Origin of the sequence: Magnetovibrio blakemorei, from assembly GCF_001746755.1 — a bacterium.
Taxonomy (GTDB): Bacteria; Pseudomonadota; Alphaproteobacteria; order Rhodospirillales; family Magnetovibrionaceae; genus Magnetovibrio; species Magnetovibrio blakemorei.
The window spans coordinates 89,764-110,605 of sequence record NZ_MCGG01000017.1 but is presented as its reverse complement, the minus strand read 5'-3'; the positions used below and the strand labels follow the sequence as shown (position 1 = coordinate 110,605).

At 56.5% G+C, this 20,842-nt stretch carries 17 protein-coding genes; 10 read left to right on the top strand and 7 right to left on the bottom strand.

Annotated features, from left to right (window positions below; genetic code table 11):
* The first annotated feature begins 13 nt into the window (after positions 1 to 13).
* The 4 genes from BEN30_RS05820 to BEN30_RS05805 all read left to right on the top strand — a co-directional run bounded on the left by BEN30_RS05820 (position 14) and on the right by BEN30_RS05805 (position 4,092).
* Positions 14 to 538, top strand: a complete 525-nt coding sequence (locus BEN30_RS05820; protein WP_069957397.1) for a gamma carbonic anhydrase family protein — start codon at positions 14 to 16, stop codon at positions 536 to 538.
* A complete protein-coding gene (gene meaB / locus BEN30_RS05815; RefSeq protein ID WP_069957396.1) occupies positions 538 to 1,515 on the top strand; it encodes a methylmalonyl Co-A mutase-associated GTPase MeaB in 978 nt (325 codons plus the stop codon). Before BEN30_RS05820 ends, meaB begins: the two co-directional genes overlap by 1 nt.
* The gene (locus tag BEN30_RS05810) at positions 1,508 to 1,723 is read left to right on the top strand and encodes a SlyX family protein (protein WP_069957395.1); all 216 of its coding nucleotides are present in this window, start codon (positions 1,508 to 1,510) and stop codon (positions 1,721 to 1,723) included. The genes meaB and BEN30_RS05810 overlap by 8 nt, the downstream gene beginning before the upstream one ends.
* Positions 1,724 to 1,959: 236 nt before the next feature.
* Positions 1,960 to 4,092 carry an ATP-binding protein gene (locus BEN30_RS05805; protein ID WP_170826974.1) on the top strand — a complete coding sequence of 711 codons (2,133 nt, stop codon included), beginning with the start codon at positions 1,960 to 1,962 and terminating at the stop codon, positions 4,090 to 4,092.
* Between the two features lie 27 nt (positions 4,093 to 4,119).
* Here the strand turns inward: BEN30_RS05805 and phaC are convergent, their stop codons facing one another.
* Positions 4,120 to 5,991, bottom strand: a complete 1,872-nt coding sequence (gene phaC, locus BEN30_RS05800) for a class I poly(R)-hydroxyalkanoic acid synthase (protein WP_084005091.1) — start codon at positions 5,989 to 5,991, stop codon at positions 4,120 to 4,122.
* A 231-nt stretch (positions 5,992 to 6,222) separates the two neighbouring features.
* Between phaC and BEN30_RS05795 the strand changes: the two genes are divergently transcribed.
* The 4 genes from BEN30_RS05795 (at position 6,223) to recJ (ending at position 11,916) form a co-directional block, all read left to right on the top strand.
* Positions 6,223 to 7,362: an OmpA family protein gene (locus BEN30_RS05795; RefSeq protein ID WP_170826973.1), complete on the top strand. Its 1,140-nt coding sequence runs from the start codon at positions 6,223 to 6,225 to the stop codon at positions 7,360 to 7,362.
* Positions 7,363 to 7,472: 110 nt separating this feature from the next.
* Entirely contained in the window at positions 7,473 to 8,693 is a 1,221-nt protein-coding gene (locus tag BEN30_RS05790) for an LL-diaminopimelate aminotransferase (protein WP_069957392.1), read from the top strand.
* A 4-nt stretch (positions 8,694 to 8,697) separates the two neighbouring features.
* Complete coding sequence (locus BEN30_RS05785) at positions 8,698 to 9,990, top strand: homoserine dehydrogenase (RefSeq protein WP_069957391.1); 1,293 nt, start codon at positions 8,698 to 8,700, stop codon at positions 9,988 to 9,990.
* Positions 9,991 to 10,107: 117 nt separating this feature from the next.
* Positions 10,108 to 11,916: a single-stranded-DNA-specific exonuclease RecJ gene (gene recJ, locus BEN30_RS05780; RefSeq protein ID WP_069957390.1), complete on the top strand. Its 1,809-nt coding sequence runs from the start codon at positions 10,108 to 10,110 to the stop codon at positions 11,914 to 11,916.
* 9 nt (positions 11,917 to 11,925) lie between these two features.
* On the opposite strand, the gene sseA is transcribed toward recJ, so the two are convergent.
* Together sseA and BEN30_RS05770 are read right to left on the bottom strand one after the other, a co-directional pair.
* The gene (gene sseA / locus BEN30_RS05775; RefSeq protein WP_069957459.1) at positions 11,926 to 12,783 is read right to left on the bottom strand and encodes a 3-mercaptopyruvate sulfurtransferase; all 858 of its coding nucleotides are present in this window, start codon (positions 12,781 to 12,783) and stop codon (positions 11,926 to 11,928) included.
* Positions 12,784 to 12,842: 59 nt separating this feature from the next.
* The gene (locus BEN30_RS05770; protein WP_069957389.1) at positions 12,843 to 13,844 is read right to left on the bottom strand and encodes a cysteine synthase A; all 1,002 of its coding nucleotides are present in this window, start codon (positions 13,842 to 13,844) and stop codon (positions 12,843 to 12,845) included.
* Positions 13,845 to 14,161: 317 nt separating this feature from the next.
* Between BEN30_RS05770 and BEN30_RS05765 the strand changes: the two genes are divergently transcribed.
* On the top strand, positions 14,162 to 15,502 hold the full coding sequence (locus BEN30_RS05765; RefSeq protein ID WP_139134874.1) for a calcium-binding protein: 1,341 nt from the start codon (positions 14,162 to 14,164) through the stop codon (positions 15,500 to 15,502).
* Here the strand turns inward: BEN30_RS05765 and BEN30_RS05760 are convergent.
* From BEN30_RS05760 to BEN30_RS05745, 4 genes are all read right to left on the bottom strand, one after another.
* Positions 15,468 to 16,133: an NUDIX domain-containing protein gene (locus BEN30_RS05760; protein WP_069957387.1), complete on the bottom strand. Its 666-nt coding sequence runs from the start codon at positions 16,131 to 16,133 to the stop codon at positions 15,468 to 15,470. The two genes, BEN30_RS05765 and BEN30_RS05760, sit on opposite strands and share 35 nt — an antisense overlap.
* Before the next feature lie 18 nt (positions 16,134 to 16,151).
* Complete coding sequence (locus tag BEN30_RS05755) at positions 16,152 to 17,177, bottom strand: peptidoglycan DD-metalloendopeptidase family protein (protein WP_170826972.1); 1,026 nt, start codon at positions 17,175 to 17,177, stop codon at positions 16,152 to 16,154.
* Between the two features lie 40 nt (positions 17,178 to 17,217).
* Positions 17,218 to 17,694, bottom strand: a complete 477-nt coding sequence (locus tag BEN30_RS05750; RefSeq protein ID WP_069957385.1) for a CopD family protein — start codon at positions 17,692 to 17,694, stop codon at positions 17,218 to 17,220.
* A gap of 69 nt (positions 17,695 to 17,763) precedes the next feature.
* On the bottom strand, positions 17,764 to 19,017 hold the full coding sequence (locus BEN30_RS05745) for a D-amino acid dehydrogenase (RefSeq protein ID WP_069957384.1): 1,254 nt from the start codon (positions 19,015 to 19,017) through the stop codon (positions 17,764 to 17,766).
* Between the two features lie 185 nt (positions 19,018 to 19,202).
* On the opposite strand from BEN30_RS05745, the gene BEN30_RS05740 reads away from it, so the two are divergent.
* Positions 19,203 to 20,801, top strand: a complete 1,599-nt coding sequence (locus tag BEN30_RS05740) for a bifunctional ADP-dependent NAD(P)H-hydrate dehydratase/NAD(P)H-hydrate epimerase (protein ID WP_069957383.1) — start codon at positions 19,203 to 19,205, stop codon at positions 20,799 to 20,801.
* The last annotated feature ends 41 nt before the right edge of the window (positions 20,802 to 20,842 follow it).

Sequence of the window (20,842 nt, the reverse complement as noted above, 5' to 3'; positions counted from 1 at the left end):
AAGGATTTTTCGGATGGCGACCATTTTACCTTATCGCGGCATTTTGCCGAAGATTGACGACAGCACCTTTGTGGCGGCCACGGCGGTCATCACCGGCGACGTTGAAATCGGTCCCGATAGCGGTATCTGGTACGGCTGTGTGGTGCGCGGTGACGTCAACGGGATTCGCATCGGGGCTGGGGTGAACATTCAAGACGGTACCATCGTGCATGTGTCGCGACCCTTTGGCACCATTATTGGTGATCGTGTCACCATCGGCCATATGGCGCTGATCCATGCGTGCACTTTGCATGCCGACAGCTTTATCGGGATGAAGGCTTGTGTCATGGATGGGGCCGTGGTTGAACAGGGTGCACTGGTCGCGGCGGGCGCGTTGGTGACGCCAGGCAAGCACATCCCTGCGGGACAAATGTGGGCCGGATCGCCCGCACGTTATGTGCGCGATGTGAATGCCCAAGATCGCGAAATGATGGCCTATATCCAACCCAACTATGTGCAGTTGGCAAAAGAGTACAAAAAAACCGAAAGCGAACTTTAATGGCCGATGAAACCGAAAACTTAGTCGCCGACGTTTTGGCGGGAAAAACCCGTGCGGTGGCGCGTGCCATGTCCATTGCCGAAGGCCGCAACGACGCGGCTGAACATCTGATGGCGCAAATCCATCGCCATGCAGGCCGCGCCCATGTGGTGGGCCTGACGGGGGTGCCCGGCAGCGGCAAATCGACCATGGTGGCGGCGTTGACGCGGGAATTTCGCAAGTTGGGCAAAACCGTAGGCATCGTCGCCATCGATCCCAGCAGCCCGTTTTCCGGCGGGGCGATTTTGGGCGACCGGGTGCGCATGACAGGTTTTGCCGAAGATGACGGCGTGTTCATTCGCTCCATGGCGACCCGTGGCGCGTTGGGCGGATTGGCACGTGCCTCTTTGGATACGGTAGACGTCTTGGACGCGGCGGGGTTCGATGTGGTGTTGATCGAAACCGTCGGGGTCGGTCAAGACGAAGTGGACATCGTGCAAGCGGCGCACACCGTTATTGTTGTCTCGGCCCCGGGGCTTGGCGACGAAGTGCAAGCCATCAAGGCGGGTGTGTTGGAAATCGCCGACATTCATGTGGTCAGCAAATGCGACAAGCCCGACGCGTCGCACACCATTCAAGATATCAACGGCATGTTGCATCTGGGCCGCCCCGGAAAGGGCGATAAAGCGTGGACCATTCCGGTGGTGCCCACCAGTGCGGAATCGGGCGAGGGCATTGTTGAACTTAGCCAAAAGATCATCACCCATTATGAACACCTGAAAAGCAGTGGCGAGATGGAGGTGCGCAAGCGGCAAATTTTGCAAATGCGCATCATCAAAACCGCCGAAGACATTTTGCGCGACCGCTTGATGCGCGAACGCAACGGCAAACTTCAAGGGTTGTTGGAGCAAGCTTACACCCGCGATTTAGATGTCCGTGCTGCCGCACGCGAACTGTTGAGCGCGGTGACGTTAAAAGGAACCTCTGGAGATGAATGATACTTTCGACGCCCGGCTTCAGGTCGTGGAAGAACTGCTGGCTCATCGCGATGCGGAAATGCAGGACTTGTCCGAAATGGTCAGCCAGCAATGGAAACGTATCGAAGATCTGGAACGCGAAATTGAACGCACCAAAGACCGCATCATCACGTTGGAAGATGAGGTCGGCGACGGTCCCGAAGCGGATCAAAAACCGCCCCACTGGTAAGGTGGATCAAATACATCCGGGCCTCTCCTTTTTGGTGTATTGATATGGCAATTCACTGAGTATATGTTTGCGCCGGTTGCGAACTTCAGTGGTTACTTTTACTGACCTTACAATACTGATCATATAAAAAATTATTTTGTCAATTTGCTGAGAGTGGGCTCAAGGCTATGGCATTCCAGACGGCTGTGCACAAAAGTATTTCAGGCAGAATCTTTTTCTTGATTCTGGCTGTGGTCGTGTCTCTCGCAAGCTTTGATTTTTATAACAGCGCGCAAGACAAGAAACGGCGGATTGCGGAAGTCACACAAGACTTCACCACAGCCGCCCACGACGCCGTAGCTAAAATTGACGATCTCATCAACACATCCGAAGAACTGCTTTCCGGCCTGTCGGGGACCAATGCGGTTTTGGGCAGCAACTTGTTTTCCTGCATGCGCGTGTTGCAAAGTGTGGGGGCCAAGTTCACCAAATACACCAACTTTTCCGTGGTCAACGCCGAAAAGTTTATCGTCTGCAGTTCCGGCCCTTTGAAAACGCCGAAAGACGTCAGCACGTCGCCCAACATCATTGAAGCCTTTCGGACCAAATCGTTTGCCGTGAGCCCGTTTAAGTTCGGCGTTCTGACCGGGGAACCCGTACTGGTGTTTTCTCTGCCATTGTTTGACCCCAAAGGGCAAGTCAACGGCACCTTGAACAATGGCCTGAGCATGACGTGGCTCAGGACTTATTTGGCGGATTTGTCACGCCTTGACGGTCAGCGCATGGTGGTCATCAATGGCCAAGGCGAAGTGATGTCCAGCCATCCTCAAAACCTGTTTGAAATCGGTTCATCCATCGCGGACACGGAGCTGGGGCGCCAATTGATCGGCAAGACCGACGGCGCGCTGATTTTTAAAGATGAACACGGTCATGACGTGCTGGCCGGATTTGCCAGCGTCTCGCGCATTCCCGGCGGGGCGGTCGTGGCTGCTTTTGCACCGCTGCCTCCCTTGCTGGCGGATATGCAGGAAAATTTGTACATCCATCTTGCTTTGTTGTTGAGCTTGGCGGTGGGCGCTTTGTTTGTGAGTTGGACAGGGGTGCGAGTTTTGGTGCTTGATCCCATCAACAAATTGATTCTCCTGGCCGGGAAGGTCGAAGACGGAGATTTCACGGCGCGTTCCAATATGTCCTATCGCTCTGGCGAGCTTGGTACGTTGGCCTTGGCGTATGATCGCATGCTGGATGTTTTGGATGAACGCACCGAAGAACTCCGTGAAAGTGAAGCCCACTACCGTGAATTGGTGGAAAACGAAGAGCACTTGGTGCATCGCTTTTTGCCGGACACGACCGAGGTTTTTGTCAACGAACCCATGGCCGCATTTTTTGGTGGTACACCGCAAGATTGGGTGGGGCAAAAATGGATAGAGCATGTCTCTGACGCCGAACGGTCTGTCATCATGGGGAGGTTGGAAAATTGCACCCCTGATGAACCCGCTTTTGTGTATGAGCAAATGTCCAACAACACAGTTGGCGAGCCTCGGTGGTTGCGGTGGAACAATCGAGCCTTTTTTGATGACGAAGGCCATGTCACGCATTTTCAAGCGATGGCCATGGACCTCACGGATCGTAAGCAGACGGAGCGCAACTTAGAAAGCGCGGTGATGGAGGCTCTTGCCGCCAACCGTGCAAAATCGAATTTCTTGGCCAATATGAGTCACGAACTGCGCACGCCGCTTAATTCCATCATCGGCTTTTCGGAAATGATGACATCCGGTGTGATGGGTGTGTTGCCGCCAAAGCTGAAGGAGTATTCAAGTTTTATCACCACCAGCGGCCACAACTTGCTCAACATCGTGAACGATATTCTTGACCTGTCAAAAATTGAAGCGGGCCAACTGACTCTTGAAGAAAGCGACGTGCATGTAAATCGCGAAGTGAAGGAGGTTCTCTCCATGCTTCAAGCACAAGCTCTTAAAAATGATAACACGCTGAACAATCGACTTGGCGAAGGATTGCCGTTTATCTTGCGCGGTGATCGTATGCGCCTCAAACAGGTGCTGCTGAACATTCTCAGCAATGCCCTGAAATTCACCCATGGCGGAGAGGTCAATATCGAAGGGGCGTGTGTGGAAGGTGCCTTTGAACTGAAAATCATCGACAACGGCATCGGCATGTCTCTTCACGATATCGACGTGGCGCTCAGTCCCTTTGGTCAAGTTGACGGTCATCATCTGAGCAAGCGCTACGAAGGCACAGGCTTAGGTTTGCCGTTGGCCGCGCAGTTGATGGAAATGCACGGCGGGACATTGAGTATCGAAAGCACGCTCGGGCAGGGAACGTGCGTGATTCTCAAATTCCCGCCAGAACGTACAGTATCTGTGAACTGAGCCCGTGAACTGAGCCCGTGAACTGAGTTAGTCGCTGCGCTTTAAGACGTACTCGCCCGGTGCCGCACACAATGCCTTCAGTTTGCCCTTACCGGGTTTGCGCGGGGCTTGGTCTTTTTTGCCCGTGTACCGGGTGACCCATTTGTTCCAGTCGTTCCACCAAGACCCCGGGTGTTGAGACGCGCCTTCCAGCCACGCTCCGGCTTTGTTCGGCTTGGCGCTGTTGGTCCAGTAGCCGTATTTATTGCGGCTTGGTGGGTTGATAACACCACCGACATGACCCGATCCGGACATCACGTATTTGGTTGGACCGCTCAACAGGCGTGAACTTTCATAGACGGTTTTCCACGGTGCGATGTGGTCTTCTTTGGTGGCCAGGAAGTAACTGGGGGTTTTGATTTTGGCCAGGTCAATCTTTACGCCTTTGATTTCGATGCCACCGTGTACACGCAGACGATTTTCCAGATACATGTGGCGCAGATAATACGTGTGCATGGCTGCGGGCATGTTGGTGTAATCGGAATTCCAATGCAAAATATCAAACGGACGCGGGTCTTTGCCCATCAGATAACTGTTGATGGCAAACGACCAAATCAGATCATTGGCGCGCAGCAACGAAAACGTCGAAGCCATTTCGCGGCCGTACAAAATGCCGTTGTCCTTCATGTGTTCTTCCAAGCGACCGACCAGGCCGTCGTCGATGAACACCGACAATTCGCCCACATCCGAAAAATCCAGAAGGGTTGTGAAAAAAGTTGCCGATTTAATGCGGTTTTTTGCGCCGCCTTTAAGTTCTTGGTCGGCAAGGTACGCCAGCGTGGTGGCCAACAAGGTGCCGCCAATGCAATAGCCGATGGCGTTCACCTGGGTTTCGCCGGTGGCCTGTTCGATGGCGTCCAGTGCGGCCAAGGGGCCTTCGACCAGATAATCTTCAAAGGCTTTGTCTTTGAGGCTTTCGTCAGGGTTGACCCAGGAAATGATGAACACCGTGTGGCCCTGTTCGACGGCCCAACGGACAAAGGATTTTTCAGCGCCCAAATCCAAGATGTAGAATTTATTGATCCAAGGCGGCACCACCAACAAAGGCGTTTTGCGCACCTTGTCTGTGGTGGGGGTGTATTGGATCAGTTCCATCAAATCGTTGCGAAAGATCACTTTACCCGGCGTGTTGGCAAGTTCGACCCCAAGCGTAAAGGCCCCTTCTTTGGTGGTGCGCACATTGAGGCGACCTCGGCCTTTTTCCATGTCCTGGATGGCCATTTCCAGGCCTTTGATCAAGTTGTCGCCGCGTGTTTCGATGGTTTCGTGCAAGGCTTCGGGATTGGTCAGCAAAAAATTGGTGGGCGCCATGGCGTCGGTCAGGCGGCGGGTGAAAAATTGAGCCTTTTGCCGTTCATGAGGATCAAGCCCATCGGCCCCGTTGACCAAATCGTCAACCCACGTTGAAAACAGCAAGTATTGCTGCTTGAGGAAATCAAAGTAGGGATCTTCTTTCCAGTCTTTGTCCAAAAATCGTTTGTCGCCGCGTTGGGGTTGGGCGATGGGTTCCGGTTTGTGTCCGGCCATTCGGGCGTTGAAATAGCCCAGCAGCTTTAAGCCGTTTTCCCAAAACTTCATCTGCGCCTTGGCCAGATGCTCCGGTTCCGACATCATTTGACGGGTCAGCTCGGCAAAGGTTTCGGGCAAGCCGACCAATTCGGTCAAGTTGAGTTCTGAGCGCGCGGTGGCCTGCCATTCGGGGTCAGTGGCGTGGCGTTCGTTAAATTCACGGATCATTTCTTGTGAACGTGTCGCGACTTCGGCCAGAATCGTTGGCAGTTCTTCCATGTGCTCAAGAGCATGCTCAACTTCGCCTTCGGTTGGGGCGGTTTGTTTTTTGTTTGCGTGTTGATCTGACATGAGGGAGGACCTTTGGTTTCTTGCCGTGAACAGGGGTTCAGTCATATCAGTTTATACATCAGAAACGAAGTGTGAGTTATAATCTTAACAAACGCCGTTCAGTGTGCCATAAATGTTCAAGAATTCAGGGATTTGGTGGCCTCCTTTGGGATGACACCGCATAGACAGAACGGGCCATAAGCTATGTTGAACGCTACGCAATCTTCGCAACGCCATAAACCATGGGGCAATATGGGTGTTTTCCGCGCTGCTGCATCGGCGGCCTTGCTGAGTGTCGCGCTGGGGGCGTGTTCATCCGTTCCGGACGCGATTAACCCGGTGTCTTGGTATGAAAAGACCACGGATTTCTTTTCGGGTGACAGTCAAGCCGCTGATGCCGGTGCCATGCCCTCGGGGCAAAACAATGGCCTTGCAGCCGATCCCAATGCACCACCTCCGGCGTCTGCGCCTTCGCAGTCCGTTGAGCGTGCGCCGAACGGTTTGAACGCGGCCCAAACGGCTGGTAACTATGCCTCTCCGCCGATTGAACGCCAGGGTGCGCCGTCCAACGTTTTGGCTCCGCAATCGGAAGTCGCTGCGGCTCCTTCTGTGTCTCCTCCTGTGCCGATGGCGCAACCGAGCGCGGCGGTTTCGCCTGCGCCCGTCATGCCGTCCAGGTCTGCACAGTCGTTGGGGACGGTGGCGGCACCGCCACCTCCGGCGATGCCAGGGTATGCGTCTGCAGCACCGTCATCACCGTCTTCAAGTGCGTCCATGACGCCGCCGCCGCCGTTTGAATTCCCGCCGGTGAACGCCATGTCGCCTTATGGCGATGAGGGCTTTGAAACCGTCGTGATTACGGCGGATGGTATGGAAACCGTATCCAAGCCTGCCACTCAGGCACAACACACCATGCAAGGTGGCGAGGTTGACGCCTATCAGGCCCAAAATACGGCCCAAAACACGGCCATGTTCCCCGATCCCAGCGCAACGCACTCGCCGGAATTCGGTGCCGTCGCCGTCAATGGGATGTTGCGGGTCGCGACCATTCACTTCGCCAACAACGCCGCCAACTTGGATCAGCGCGACCGTTCAATCTTGGGTGCGGTTATTCAACTGCAAAAAGAACGTGGCGGACGTGTGGTCGTGGTGGGGCATGCCAGTGCGCGGACCAAAGACATGGATTACATCAAACACCAGATGGTGAACTTTGAAATTTCCATGAATCGCGCCGGGGCCATTGGCACGGCGCTGAGAAACCTTGGTCTTTCGGACCAAAGCCTTGAAGTTCAAGCGGTTTCTGATACACAACCTTTGTATATGGAAGTCATGCCTTCGGGTGAGGCGTCCAACCGTCGGGTCGAAATCTATCTGGCGGGTGCCGCCACTTAGACGCAGGCGACGATCCGGATTATCCGGCGCCGCCGTCTCACACATGGGACGGCGGCGTTTTCGCTACAAATGCACTTGTTTGAACTCTAACCTTCTGGCAGAACGAGCACATGGAACAGGAATTTCACCGCATTCGCCGTCTCCCCCCTTATGTCTTCGCTGAAGTCAATAAGATGAAGGCCCGCGCCCGCGCCGCTGGTGAGGACATCATCGATTTTGGCATGGGCAATCCCGATCAGCCGACGCCCGCGCACATTGTTGAAAAACTGTGTGAAACGGCGCGCAATCCGAAAACCCACGGCTATTCCAATTCACGCGGTATTCCGGGTCTGCGCCGCGCCTTGGCGGCTTATTACGAACGGCGTTGGAACGTGTCTCTGGATCCGGAGACGGAAGCCATCGTGACACTGGGTTCAAAAGAAGGCTTGGCCAACTTGGCCAGCGCCATCACCAGCCCCGGTGATGTGATTTTGGTGCCCAACCCCAGTTATCCGATTCACCAGTTCGGCTTCATCATCGCCGGTGCGGCGGTGCGCAGCATTCCGGTTTCGACGGGACCTGAGTTTTTTGTCGCCTTGCAAAACGCGGTCAATCATTCGGTGCCCAAGCCGTCCATGTTGGTGATCAACTATCCCAACAACCCGACGGCAGAGGTTTGTGATCTCGACTTTTATGAAGCCGTGGTCGATTTTTGCCGCCACCATCAAATCTACGTGCTGTCGGACATCGCGTACTCGGAAATTTATTTTGATGGCAATCCGCCGCCCTCCATTTTGCAGGTCAAGGGTGCCAAAGAGGTTTGTGTTGAATTCACGTCCATGTCCAAAACCTACAACATGCCCGGTTGGCGCATCGGTTTTGCGGCTGGCAATCCACGCCTGATTTCGGCGCTGACGCGGATCAAATCGTATCTGGATTACGGCGCGTTCACGCCCATCCAGGTGGCGGCCACGGCGGCGTTGAATGGTCCGCAAAATTGCGTTGATGAAATTCGTCAGCTCTATAAAGAGCGCCGCGACGTTTTGATCGACGGTTTGGCCGGTGCCGGTTGGCATGTGCCCAGCCCGCCTGCGACCATGTTTGCCTGGGCGCCACTGCCCAAGGCCTTTGAACATTTAGGATCGCTGGAATTTTCCAAGCTGTTGCTGCGCGAAGCCCAGGTTGCGGTGGCGCCGGGCATCGGCTTTGGCGAACATGGCGATGGCTTTGTGCGTTTGGCGGTGGTGGAAAACAAACACCGCACCCGCCAAGCCCTTCGTTCCATTAAGTCCTTTATGGACAACTATCAAACCGTTCTCGAAGACGCGGAAAAACGCCGCGCGGAGGCCTAAGAATATGTCGAAAGAAGTTTTAAAAATCGCCGTTGCCGGATTGGGCACGGTGGGTGGTGGCACGGTTAAGCTGCTGCAAAACCACGCTGCCGAAATCGCTCTGCGCTGCGGTCGTGCGGTCGAAGTCAGCGCCGTCTCGGCGTTGTCCAAAAAGGGCCTGGATTTTGATGTGTCCGGGTATGCTTGGTATGACGACGCTGTTGAAATGGCCAAATCATGTGATGCTCATGTGTTGGTCGAATTGATCGGCGGGTCCGAAGGCGTTGCCAAAAAGACAGTTGAGGCCGCCTTGAATGCGGGCCGTCATGTGGTCACGGCGAACAAGGCGTTGATTGCCCATCACGGTGCGGCGTTGGCGAAATTGGCCGAAGCCAAGGGCGTCAGCCTCAATTACGAAGCCGCCGTCGCGGGCGGCATTCCGGTGATCAAGTCGATCCGCGAAAGTTTGGCGGGTAACTCCATCACCAAAATTCAAGGCATCATGAACGGCACGTGCAACTACATCCTCACCACCATGCGCGAAGAAGGCCTTGATTTTGATGTCGTGTTGCAAGACGCGCAAAACTTGGGCTACGCCGAGGCTGATCCCAGCTTCGACATTGACGGTGTGGACACGGCGCACAAGCTGGCGATCCTGACGGCGGTGGCGTTTGGCGTCGAAATCAATTTTGACGACATGTACATCGAAGGCATTCGCCATGTGTCGGCCACCGATATTCAGTTCGCCGAAGAGCTGGGCTATCGCATCAAGCTGTTGGGCGTAACGTCGCGCCACAATGGTGTGGTTGAACAGCGTGTGCATCCGGCCATGGTGCCGCTGAAAACGCCGCTGGCTCGCGTCGAAGGCGTGTTTAACGCCGTCGTTATCGATGGCGATGAAGTGGATCGCATCATGCAAGTGGGACGTGGTGCGGGCGAACGCCCGACGGCGTCGGCGGTTGTTGCCGACATCACCGATATTGCCCGCGGCATCCAGTTGCCGACGTTCTCCATCCCGGTGGGCGACTTGGAAAGTGTGCCGACCCGGTCCATGAGCGAACATGTGGGCGAATACTACGTGCGCTTGATGTTGGTGGACGAACCCGGTGTTTTCGCCGACGTTGCCGCCGTATTGCGCGATAATGACGTGTCGATGGCGTCGATGATCCAGCGCGAGCGCGAACCCGGTGAACCGGTTCCGGTGGTGTTGACCACCCACGAAACGAAGGAAGCCAATATGATGGCGGCGCTTGCCACCATCGCCGCGTTTGACAAAGTGGCCGAGCCGCCGCGTCTGATCCGCATTGAATGCGCTTGATGGCGTTTCGCCGTCCTTGCGAGCGTCGCGAAGCCATCCAGTTTCTCCGCAAAGGCGTGTGGATGGCTTCGTCGCGCGGCTCCTCGCAATGACGGGTGACTTCGCGTAGGGTGAGGCATGGATTCTCAAACTAAGCCAGTCGCAGAATTTTTAGAAAACGGCAAATTGTCGCTGGGCGGTAAACGGTGGCTGGTGAAAGCCACCGACGAACGTCAGGCCTTGGCCTTGAGTCAGCGTTTGCGCATTCCCGAAGTGGTGGCGCGGGTACTGGCGTCGCGTGGCCTGAACGTGGAAACGGCGGGGGATTTTCTCGACCCCAAACTCAAAGCGTTGTTGCCCGATCCCAGCCATCTCAAAGACATGGATAAAGCCGCCCGGCGCATCGCCGATGCGGTCAAGGCGGGCGAAGGCATCGCCATCTTTGGCGATTACGATGTGGACGGCGCGACCTCTTCAGCGGTGTTGAAACGGTTCTTGGACGCGGTCGGGGCCAAAGTACGGGTCTACATTCCCGACCGTTTGGAAGAAGGCTACGGCCCCAACGCCCCGGCCTTGTTAAAGCTGCAAGGAGAAGGGGCCAGTTTGGTCATCACCGTCGATTGCGGGCAAGTTTCGTTCGAGCCCTTGGCCGCCGCCCATGACGCCGGGCTGGATGTGATCGTTGTCGATCACCACGCTGGGGAGCCGCGTTTGCCCAAAGCGTTCGCCGTGATCAATCCCAACCGCCTTGATGACGACAGCCCCCATGGTCAAATGGCCGCAGTGGGGGTGGCGTTTTTGGTGGTCGTTGCGGTCAATCGCCAGCTTAAAGAAGACGGTTGGTACGCTGGTCGCAAGGCTCCCGACTTGATGCAGTGGTTGGATATCGTGGCCTTGGGCACGGTGTGCGACGTGGTGGCGCTGACCGGCGTCAACCGGGCCTTGGTGGCGCAGGGGTTAAAAGTGCTGGCGTCGCGGCAAAATATCGGTTTGCGCATGCTGGCGGATGTGGCGGGGGTGAAGGAAAAACCCAGTGCCTATCACTTAGGCTTCGTGTTGGGCCCGCGCATCAATGCGGGCGGGCGCGTGGGCCAGTCCGATTTGGGCACCCGCTTGCTGACCAGTGCTTCGGAAGGCGAAGCGTTGGCGCTGGCCCAGCGGCTCAACGATTTCAACGCCGACCGCCAAGACATCGAAGCCGCCGTGTTGGACGAAGCCGTCACCCAGGTGGACCGCAAACTTGCGGGCGATGAGCCAGGTGCCATTGTCATTGCCCACGGCGATGGCTGGCATCCCGGCGTGGTCGGTATCGTCGCATCCCGGCTGAAAGAAAAATTCAACCGCCCCAGCTGTGTCATCAGCTGGAACGGTGCCGTCGGCACGGCGTCGGGGCGCTCCGTCACGGGCGCGGATTTGGGCAGTGCGGTCATCGCCGCGCGCCAAGCGGGTTTGCTGATCAAGGGCGGCGGTCACGCCATGGCGGCAGGCTTTTCTTTGCAACGCGAAAAGCTTCCCGAATTGGAAGCCTTTTTGGCGGAACGCATGGTCAAGGCCCTGGGCGCAAATCCACCGCCGCCGGGGCTTTATATCGACACCATCACCTCAGTTGCAGGGGCCAACATGCACTTGGTCAAGACTTTGGAGCAAATCGGCCCGTTCGGTATGGCCAATCCCGAACCGCGCTTTTGCATCAAGGACGCGACCATCGTCAAAGCCGACCCGGTGGGCAGTGATCAAAGCCACGTGCGCTTGGTGCTGAGCGGCGAAGGCGGGCAGGGCAAGCTCACCGCCATCGCCTTTCGCGCGTTCGATTCGGACCTGGGCCAAGCCCTGATGAACCACGGCGGTGCCCCGTTCCACTTTGTCGGCAGACTGCGCATCAACGTCTGGAACGGCTATGAATCTGTCCAGTTGATGGTCGACGATGCGGTCAAAGCCTGGGGCTAAGATTAAGGCTTAGGCATTGATCGGCGTGGTTGGGTCGTTGCCCCATTCGGCCCAAGACCCGTCATAAATGGCCACGTCTTCCTTGCCCAGCATATACATGGCAAACGCCACCACACACGCGGTGACGCCGGAACCGCAGGTCACCACGGCGGGTTTGTTCATGTCCACCCCGGCCCCGTTGAGCAGTTCGCAAATCTCCTCGGCGCTTCTGAACGTGAAGTCCTTGGACGGCGGCGTGATGTAGGTGAAGGGGAGGTTGAGGGAGCCGGGGATGTGGCCGCGCCGCTCGGTCGGGCGGGGTTCGTGGTCGATACCGGAATAGCGCCCTTCGTTGCGGGCATCAATGACTTGAAATTTCGGGTTTTCAAGATTGTTGAGGATTTGCTTTTTGGTTTTGACCAAAGCGTTGTTTTGCCGTGCGGTGAAGTGGCGTTCGCGCACCGGCGGTTCAACTTTTTCAAGCGGACGGCGTTCTTTTGCCCAGCGCACCAAGCCACCGTTTAACACGCAGACATCCGTGTGCCCAAACAGGCGGAACATCCACCACACCCGACACGCCGCCATATAGCCGCCGTTGCTGTCATAGATGACGATTTTCGAGCCATCGCCCAGCCCCAAGCGCCGCACGTGGGAAGAAAACTTTTCCGGGCTGGGCAACATGTGCGGCAAGTCTGAATCGCTGTCGCAAATGGTTTCGATATCAAAAAACACCGCGCCGGGGATGTGGCGATAGGTCCATTCTTCGTAAGCGTCGCGATCTGCACCGGGCAGAAAATAGGTTGCGTCAACGATGCGCACATCCGGGGCGTCGAGATGCTCTTCGAGCCATTCGCAACTGACCAAAGCATCGGCGTTTTTGAATTTCATGGGGAGAGGCCTTACCTGTTTGTTTTTGACTTTCCCCAACTTTAGCAAGTTCTGAAAACCTATGCCAACCATTCCGGAACGGGGAGGCCTTTTGATTTCAAAAACACCGGATTGAACAACTTGGATTGATAGCGCGTGCCATAATCGCACAGCACCGTGACGATGGTGTGCCCCGGGCCCATTTGTTTCGCCAAGTGAATGGCCCCCGCGACGTTGATGCCGCTGGAGCCGCCTAAGCACAAGCCTTCGTGCTTCAACAAATCAAAGATGATGGGCAGGGCTTCCAAGTCGCTGATTTGGAACGCTTCGTCGATGGGGGCGCCCTCCAAATTGGCGGTGATGCGGCCTTGGCCAATGCCTTCGGTGATGGAATCACCTTGGGATTTCAATTCGCCATGCTTGTAATAGCCAAACAGCGCCGATCCCAATGGGTCGGCAATGGCCGTGACGATGGCGGGGTTCTTTTCTTTCAGCCCTAAGGCCACGCCCGCCAAGGTGCCGCCGGTGCCGACGGCGCAGACGAACCCATCCACCTTGCCGTCGGTCTGACGCCAGATTTCAGGGGCCGTGCCCTCGATGTGGGCGCGACGGTTGGCGAGGTTGTCAAATTGGCGCGCCCAAATGGCGCTGCCGGGGTTGGCAGCATTCAGTTCTTGGGCTTTACGTTCGGAAAAGTGGACATAGTTGTTGGGGTTCTTGTAAGGCACCGCCGGAACTTCGATCAGCTCCGCCCCGCACAGGCGCAAGGTGTCTTTCTTTTCCTGGCTTTGGGTGGTGGGGATGATGATAACCGATTTGTAGCCCAAGGCGTTGCCGACCAAGGTGAGGCCAATGCCGGTGTTGCCCGCCGTGCCCTCGACAATGGTGCCGCCGGGTTTGAGCAAGCCGCGCTGTTCGGCATCCCTAACGATGAACAACGCCGCGCGGTCCTTGACTGAACCGCCGGGGTTCATGAATTCGGCCTTGCCCAGGATTTCACATCCGGTGGCTTCGGATGCCGTATTCAAGCGGATCAGCGGGGTGTTGCCGACGGCATCGGGAAAGCCTGATCTTATGGTCATTTGTACGCACCTTACATGTATTATATTTATAACATCTATAATGTTTGTGTTGAAACAAGATACGGCCCAATGAAGGCGCAATCAAGGCCTGATACGTGCCACCCGGTGACGACACAAACCCGGCAAAAAGGACTCGTAAAGCGGCACATTTTGCCGATTCGAGGAGGGTTTGGGAAGTCTTGTGTTCCTGTAATGCGTTGAATTCAAACAAATTTATAAATTTGTTTTTTAGGCATAGTTGTTGCATTTGCTTGGCAGCCATTTTTGCGTGTCCCGTGTTGGGTCGCCGTGTTCGTCTGTTTGTAAAGGAAATGATCATGACCTCAGCCATTGAAAGCAACTTGAATGCATCTGCACATGCCAATCAACATACCCACAAAAGGGACAATAGCGAGAACTCTGCGGACATGTTCAGCCGATATTTGGACCGTTTTCGCCGATTTGGCAGTGAAACCAAAATCGATGGCGGCGCGGGGGATGATACCATTGACGCCAGCGGTTTTCTTGTCAAAATTGACGGCGGTTCGGGGGATGACACCATCACCGCTTCCGGATTTGACGTTGACATTCAAGGCGGATCCGGCGACGACGTGATTCAGGCTCACTCCAATTTTGGAATACGTCGTGGACTTCATCTTCGCCAATACGATCATGGTTATGGGCATGCTCACGCTCACGCTCATAATCCAAGTCACGGCGACAGCAACAGCAATGGCAACAGCGGTAGTGATAGGCACGGTGATAGAGATCATCGTCCCTATTTCCATGGCTATCCCGTTCTCCTTCATATTGGGCACATCGATGGTGGCGAAGGCAATGACCAAATCGATGCTCATGGTTTGATGACCGTGGACGGCGGGGAGGGCGACGATGTCATCAATGGGCACGGCGGTCTTGTGGGTGTAGACGGCGGCAGCGGCAACGACATCATTAATACCGGTGGCGGCTCCGTGAGGGCCATGGGCGGGGCCGGGGACGACGTCATTTCGACCGGAGACTCCCCCATCAACATTAACGCCTTCATCAACGGAGGCGCGGGTAATGATACGCTTAATGTAACAGGCAAGACCATGAGAGTTATGGGTGGAACCGGCGATGATGTGTTGAATTTGAAAAACCTGGGCGGCTTCGACGTCTATAACGGCTTACCCTTCCACAAATTAGATTCCGGTGCATCGCAGGTGGAAGGTGGTATTGGCGATGATATCATCAACTTCAACAATGCCTGGGCACATGTCACGTACCATAAAGGCGACGGCCACGATGTGATGGCGGGCGCGGATGAACGCAGCACTTTGTCCTTGGGTGAAGGACTGACTTTCGACGCGACCGAGTTCAGCCTGGTCGGTGATGATCTGGTGATATCGTTCCCGGCTGATAATGGCTCCATAACGTTTAAGAATTACTCAACGTCTGGCCTGCCGATGATCGAATATGCGGATGGCCGCATGCTGGATGCTTCGACCACCATCGCGTATGCGGGGGGCAACCCCGATGCCTATAACACCGATGCCCAAAGCGCAAATGCTGAAGAAGCCGAGAGCAGCGGTGCGGTCGATGCGGCTGGTGAAGAGTCAGAAAAGGGCGAAAAAAGCGAAAAGGGTGATAACAGCGGAAAAGGTTCTAAGTCCAAAGGGCACGAAGGCGAGGATGATTGAGCGCGAACCATTGCATGGCGATGAGCGTCATGGAATTGGTGTAACGCCCCTCGGAAAGCCAGCTCAGCGCCGTCTCTGTGTCAACGCTGAGGACGCGAATGTCTTCGTGTTCATGGTCGAGGCCGTGCACGCCGCCCGCGTTTGACGCATCCACGCGGGCGCAATATAAAAACACGCTTTCCGTGGTGCCGCCGGGACTGACCAAATAGTGCGTGATGGGTTCAAGTTCGAGCACGGTGCAATTGGCTTCTTCCAAGCATTCGCGCTTGGCGACGCCTTCGGGTGTTTCGCCCTCGTCAATGATGCCTGCGACGCATTCCAACAGCCAAGGCGAGTGGGTTTCTTTATCAAACCAAGGCGAAGCTAGGGCGGCGTACGCGCCGATGCGGAACTGTTCGATTAAGATCATCTTGTCGAGGATGGGGTCGAACAGCAGCACCGCCACGGCGTGGCCGCGCTCAAACACTTCACGGCTCATCACATCGCTCAAACCACCTTCAAATTTTTTGTGGCGCACGAAGTAGGTGTCGATTTTGAAATAGCCGTCGTGGTCGCGCACCCGCTCAAAGACTTCGACGTCATTGGCGCTGAAGGTTTGGCCTTGCTGAGGTGTTTTAAAGCTGTTCGTCATGGGTTGGTTTCCCCGGCATTAATTGCGGTCACAAGCGTACGGCCACACCAGTTTGGTGGTTGTGGGTTGGGGGGGGGTATCGGTATACAAAATCGGCACCAGAACGTCTTTTTCAGTGTCCGGCAGGGCTTTCACGGCGAGGCTGTCGAACGGTTCTTGTTGGCGGTAGAACGCCAGCGGATCCATCCATCGGCCATCGATGGGGATGATGGTGTCAAAGGCTTCCGTATAGGCCGGTGTTGGGGCGTAAAAAACCACGAAGTGGATGGCCGGACGGCGCGTGGTCGATTGTGCCGTGCCCATGGCGCTGACGCCGGAATTTCCCGTTGGGCCCAAGATTTGCCCCATCTTGACCCGCTGGCCGATTTTGAAGTCGGGCAGGGCGTCCATATGCCCGTAAGCGGTGTAGGTCCACACGGGCAAACCGGTTTGCTCGGGGCTGTGGCGCAGGACGATTTCAATGCCGCGTTTGGACTGTTTGCCTTCAAAAATGGCAACCACTGAACCCGCCGCCACCGCCCGCATCGGCGTGCCCCAGGGCATCGGCAAATCGATGCCGCCGTGGAGCGCAGCATGATCGCGTTTGGACGCATAATCCATGGCCCAGTAGTCATCCGCACCGGGGCACTTTGCGTCATCGGGAAAGCGCGGCCCGGTTCCGGTCGCCAACAGTCCCCGGCTGGTGGCGCTGCTTAAGGCGCATGTTCTGGCCCGCCCGATGGCGCAAAAGGTTTCGTCATCTAGGGCATCGCGACCAACCCGGTCAGTCCGTACGCTGGGGTCAATTTCATCGCTGACGGGGGCCATATCTTTGGGTGGCCAGACGTAGTCCGTGTTGTCGTGACCGTCATACAGGGCGCGAACTTCTTGGAGGTTGAGCTGGCCGTCGCCGTTGGTGTCGAGCCTTTCGAAGTTGCCGCGACGGTTCCATTCCACCGGGGTGAGCTGGCCGTCATCATCTGCATCTGCGTGGCGAAAATCGCGGGCTACGCGGTCTTTTTTGGCCTGGGCGTTCGCCGGGGCCAACGCTGTTATCAAGGCCATCAAGCACATTATCAAGACAGTTGGCGTTTTGCTCATGCCCTTAACCCCAAAAACGCCCCGATACTCCGGCAATGATGACCAACAGTCCCAAAATAAGGTTGATGGTGACGATGCGGCGCATGACGGCCAGATGCCCGGCGGCACCAGGCCAGTTTTGCGCATCGACTTCGGCTTTAAACTTTGCGAAGGGGCTCAAAAACAAAAAACCATACAACACCACCATCACCCAGCCCAGCGCATGCATGACCTCAACATGACGACCCGCTTCGGCGAAACCGCCAAAGTCGACGAACACCATGGCGTAGCCGGTCAGGGGCAGTAAAACGACGCTCAGCCACACCCAGGCAAAAAAGCGCGGAAATACGCTGCGCCAAATGGTTAAGCGGACGGGGGGATCAACTTCCATCAACGACGGGCGCAACACCATATGGGCGAAGAACATGCCGCCGACCCACACGACCGCCGCCAAGGTATGTGCGGTGCTGGTGACGGGAAACAAAAATTCGATCAAATCCATAAGCTTTTCCCCGGTTGTTCAGAAATCATTTGAATCATTGTAAGGTGGTTGGCTTGCTCTTGAAAGAGCTTAGGAAAAACGCTCCCAACCCAAACCTTCCAGATTGATGGCGGGGGCGTGACTGGCCACCAAATCGGCGGTGATCCGGGCCGAGCCCATGGCCATGGTCCAGCCCAGCATCCCGTGTCCGGTGTTCAAGATCAGGTTTTCTTGTTTGCCCCGTCCCAGGATCGGTACGCTGTCGGGGGTCATCGGGCGCAATCCGGTCCAATATTCGGCCTGATTCATTTCGATGGCGCGGGGGAACAACTGCAAGGCGTTGGTTGTGACCAAGCGGGCGCGTTTTTCGTCAAGGACGGAATCAAAACCGTTAAATTCCAGCATGCCCGCCACCCGCAGCTTGCCGCCCATGCGCGAAAACACCAACTTGTGCGCTTGGCTGGTGATGGAGGTGTTGGGGGCCATGGCGTCATCAGCCACCGGGGCGGTCATTGAATAACCTTTGGCCGGGTAAATCGGCACATTCAAATCCAGGCCTTTGAGCAAGGTCTTGCTGTGGCTGCCCAAGGCTATGACGAACACATCGGCCTCAATGGGGCCTTGAGAGGTTTCGACGGATGTCACCCGCCAGCCCTCTTTGTGAAAGCCTTGGACAGTGGTGTTGAAACGAAAGCTGACGCCGCGACGCTCACAACGTTCCGCCAAGGCCTTGGTGAATGCATAACAATCGCCGCTTTCGTCGCGCGGTGTGAAAATGCCGCCCGCGATCAAGAGGGTCGAGTGCCCCAAAGCCGGTTCAAGGGCGACGCAGCCCTTGCGGTCCAGCACGCGCTGCTCGGACCCCAGTTCTTTGAGGCCGCGGACATTTTCCAGGGCGTGGTCAAGCTCACGCGGTTTTTGGTAGACGTTGAGGATGCCCTTGGACTGGTGGTCAAAGGCCAAGGTTTCATGTTTAAGGGTTTCGCGCATGCGTTCGCGGGAATACAGCGCGAGGCGCAAAACACGTTCGGCGTTTTTCCAAAATTTAGGCTCTGTGCTGTTGGACAAAAATTGCAGCGTCCACGACCACAGCGCCGGGTCCAGGCGCAACCGAAATAAAAGCGGCGCATCCGTGCGGCCCAGCCATTTAAGCGCTTTGGCAACAACGCCGGGGGCAGCCAAGGGTTCGCCGTGATCAGAGGACAGCTGTCCACCGTTGGCGAAGCTGGTTTCCAACGCAACGCCTTCACACCGCTCGATAACGGTCACGTCATGGCCGTCTGAGGCCAACTCATAGGCGCTGGTGACGCCGATTACGCCTGCGCCAAGGACAACGACTTTCATTTCACTCGCCAATGTTTAAATGCTGCGAAAAACCCTGTCCTTGTGTTTAAAGCGCCACCGTCGAGATGTCCACGCTGACCTGACGGATCTTGCTGAACGGTATGGGTCATTTCTCTTGGCCTTAAAATACGATAGGCTTGTTTTTATGTGAACGTTCATCATTCTCGGATTGGGAGGCGTCGTCCATGGAAATCTTAAGTGTTTCGCAAATGCGCAAAGCGGATAAGGCAGCTATTGACGCCGGACGCCCGGGCCTTGACCTGATGCAAGCGGCCGGGTATGCGGTGGGCGAGGCAATTTTGGCGCGCTGGGACAAACGCGCCGTGGTTGTGCTGGCGGGACCTGGCAACAACGGCGGCGATGGCTATGTGGCGGCGTTGCACCTGAAAAAAGCCGGCTGGCCGGTCACAGTTTATGGTTTGGGCGAAAAAGCGGATTTGCCAGGGGGGGGGCAGGGGGACGCAGCTGTTTTTGCCAAACGCTGGCGGGCCAAAGTGCAGCCCTTGGAGGCAGCACTCGATGTCATCGCGGGTTTGGAAAACGGCGATGATCTGTTGGTGGTCGATGCGTTGTTCGGCACCGGATTGGCGCGCCCGTTAGAAGGGGCGGCCAAAATCCTCGCCGAACTGCTGACCGTGTCGCAAGCCCAACACAATGCCCCCGCCGTCGTTTCCGTGGACATTCCCAGCGGCTTGAGCGGCGATACGGGACGGGCGCTGGGCGAGCAGAGCGGGGCGATTTGTTTCCACGCCGACTTAACCGTGACATTTTGTCGCCCCAAACCGGCCCACGCCTTGATGCCGGGGCGCGGCGTGTGTGGCGAAATCGTTGTCGCCGATATTGGCATTTCAGATTCCATTGTTGCCGGACAGGGCCCTGTTTCGCACCTGAACGACATAAACGTGTGGGGGGAGGCCTTCCCCCGCCATGATGCCGACATCCACAAGTTTGCCCGCGGTCACGTGGTGGTGTTGGGGGGCGAAACCATGACCGGCGCGGCGCGGTTGGTGGCGGGCGCGGCGCGGCGCGGCGGTGCGGGATTGGTGAGCTTGGCGGCTCCCGAAAAAGCCTTTCCCATTTATGCCGCCAGTGTTGATCCAGGCACCTTGACGCCGTCCTTTAAAGGCGTGAAGGGATTTTCTGCTCTCATCAGTGATGCTCGCAAGACCACCTGTGTGATGGGGCCGGGGGCGGGCCTAGGTGCGGGGCAGGGCAAAACCACCCGCGCGATCACCTTGGCAGCCATCAACGCGGGCAAGCGCTGCGTGTTGGACGCCGATGCTTTGTCGGTGTTTCAAAAGGACCCGGATGTTTTGTTCAAGGCTCTTAAAGCTGAGGCGAAGATGCTGGGCGGGTTGGTTGCCACCGTCCTGACGCCCCATGGCGGAGAGTTCCAACGTCTGTTTCCGGACTTGGCGCGTCGCTATGCCAGGGGCGGCACGCGCACCAAACACAGCAAAATCGGCATCACTTTAGAAGCCGCCAAGCGCTCCGGCGCGGTTGTGCTGTTTAAAGGTCCCGACACGGTTGTCGCTGCGCCAGATGGTCGCACTGCGGTGACCACCAATGCGCCCAGAACCTTGGCGACGGCGGGCGCAGGCGATGTTTTGGCGGGGCTGATCGGGGCTTTGCTGGCCCAAGGTATGCCTGCGTTTGAAGCCGCCAATGGGGCCGCCTGGCTGCATGGCGAAGCCGCCAGCGCTTTCGGTCCGGGGCTGATTGCCGAAGACATCATCGACGAGTTGCCCGCCGTATTGGATTGGCTGGACGAGATGCTGGGCTAAAGTCGGGCGTTTTCTTTGACACGTCCTTGTGATAGGTACCG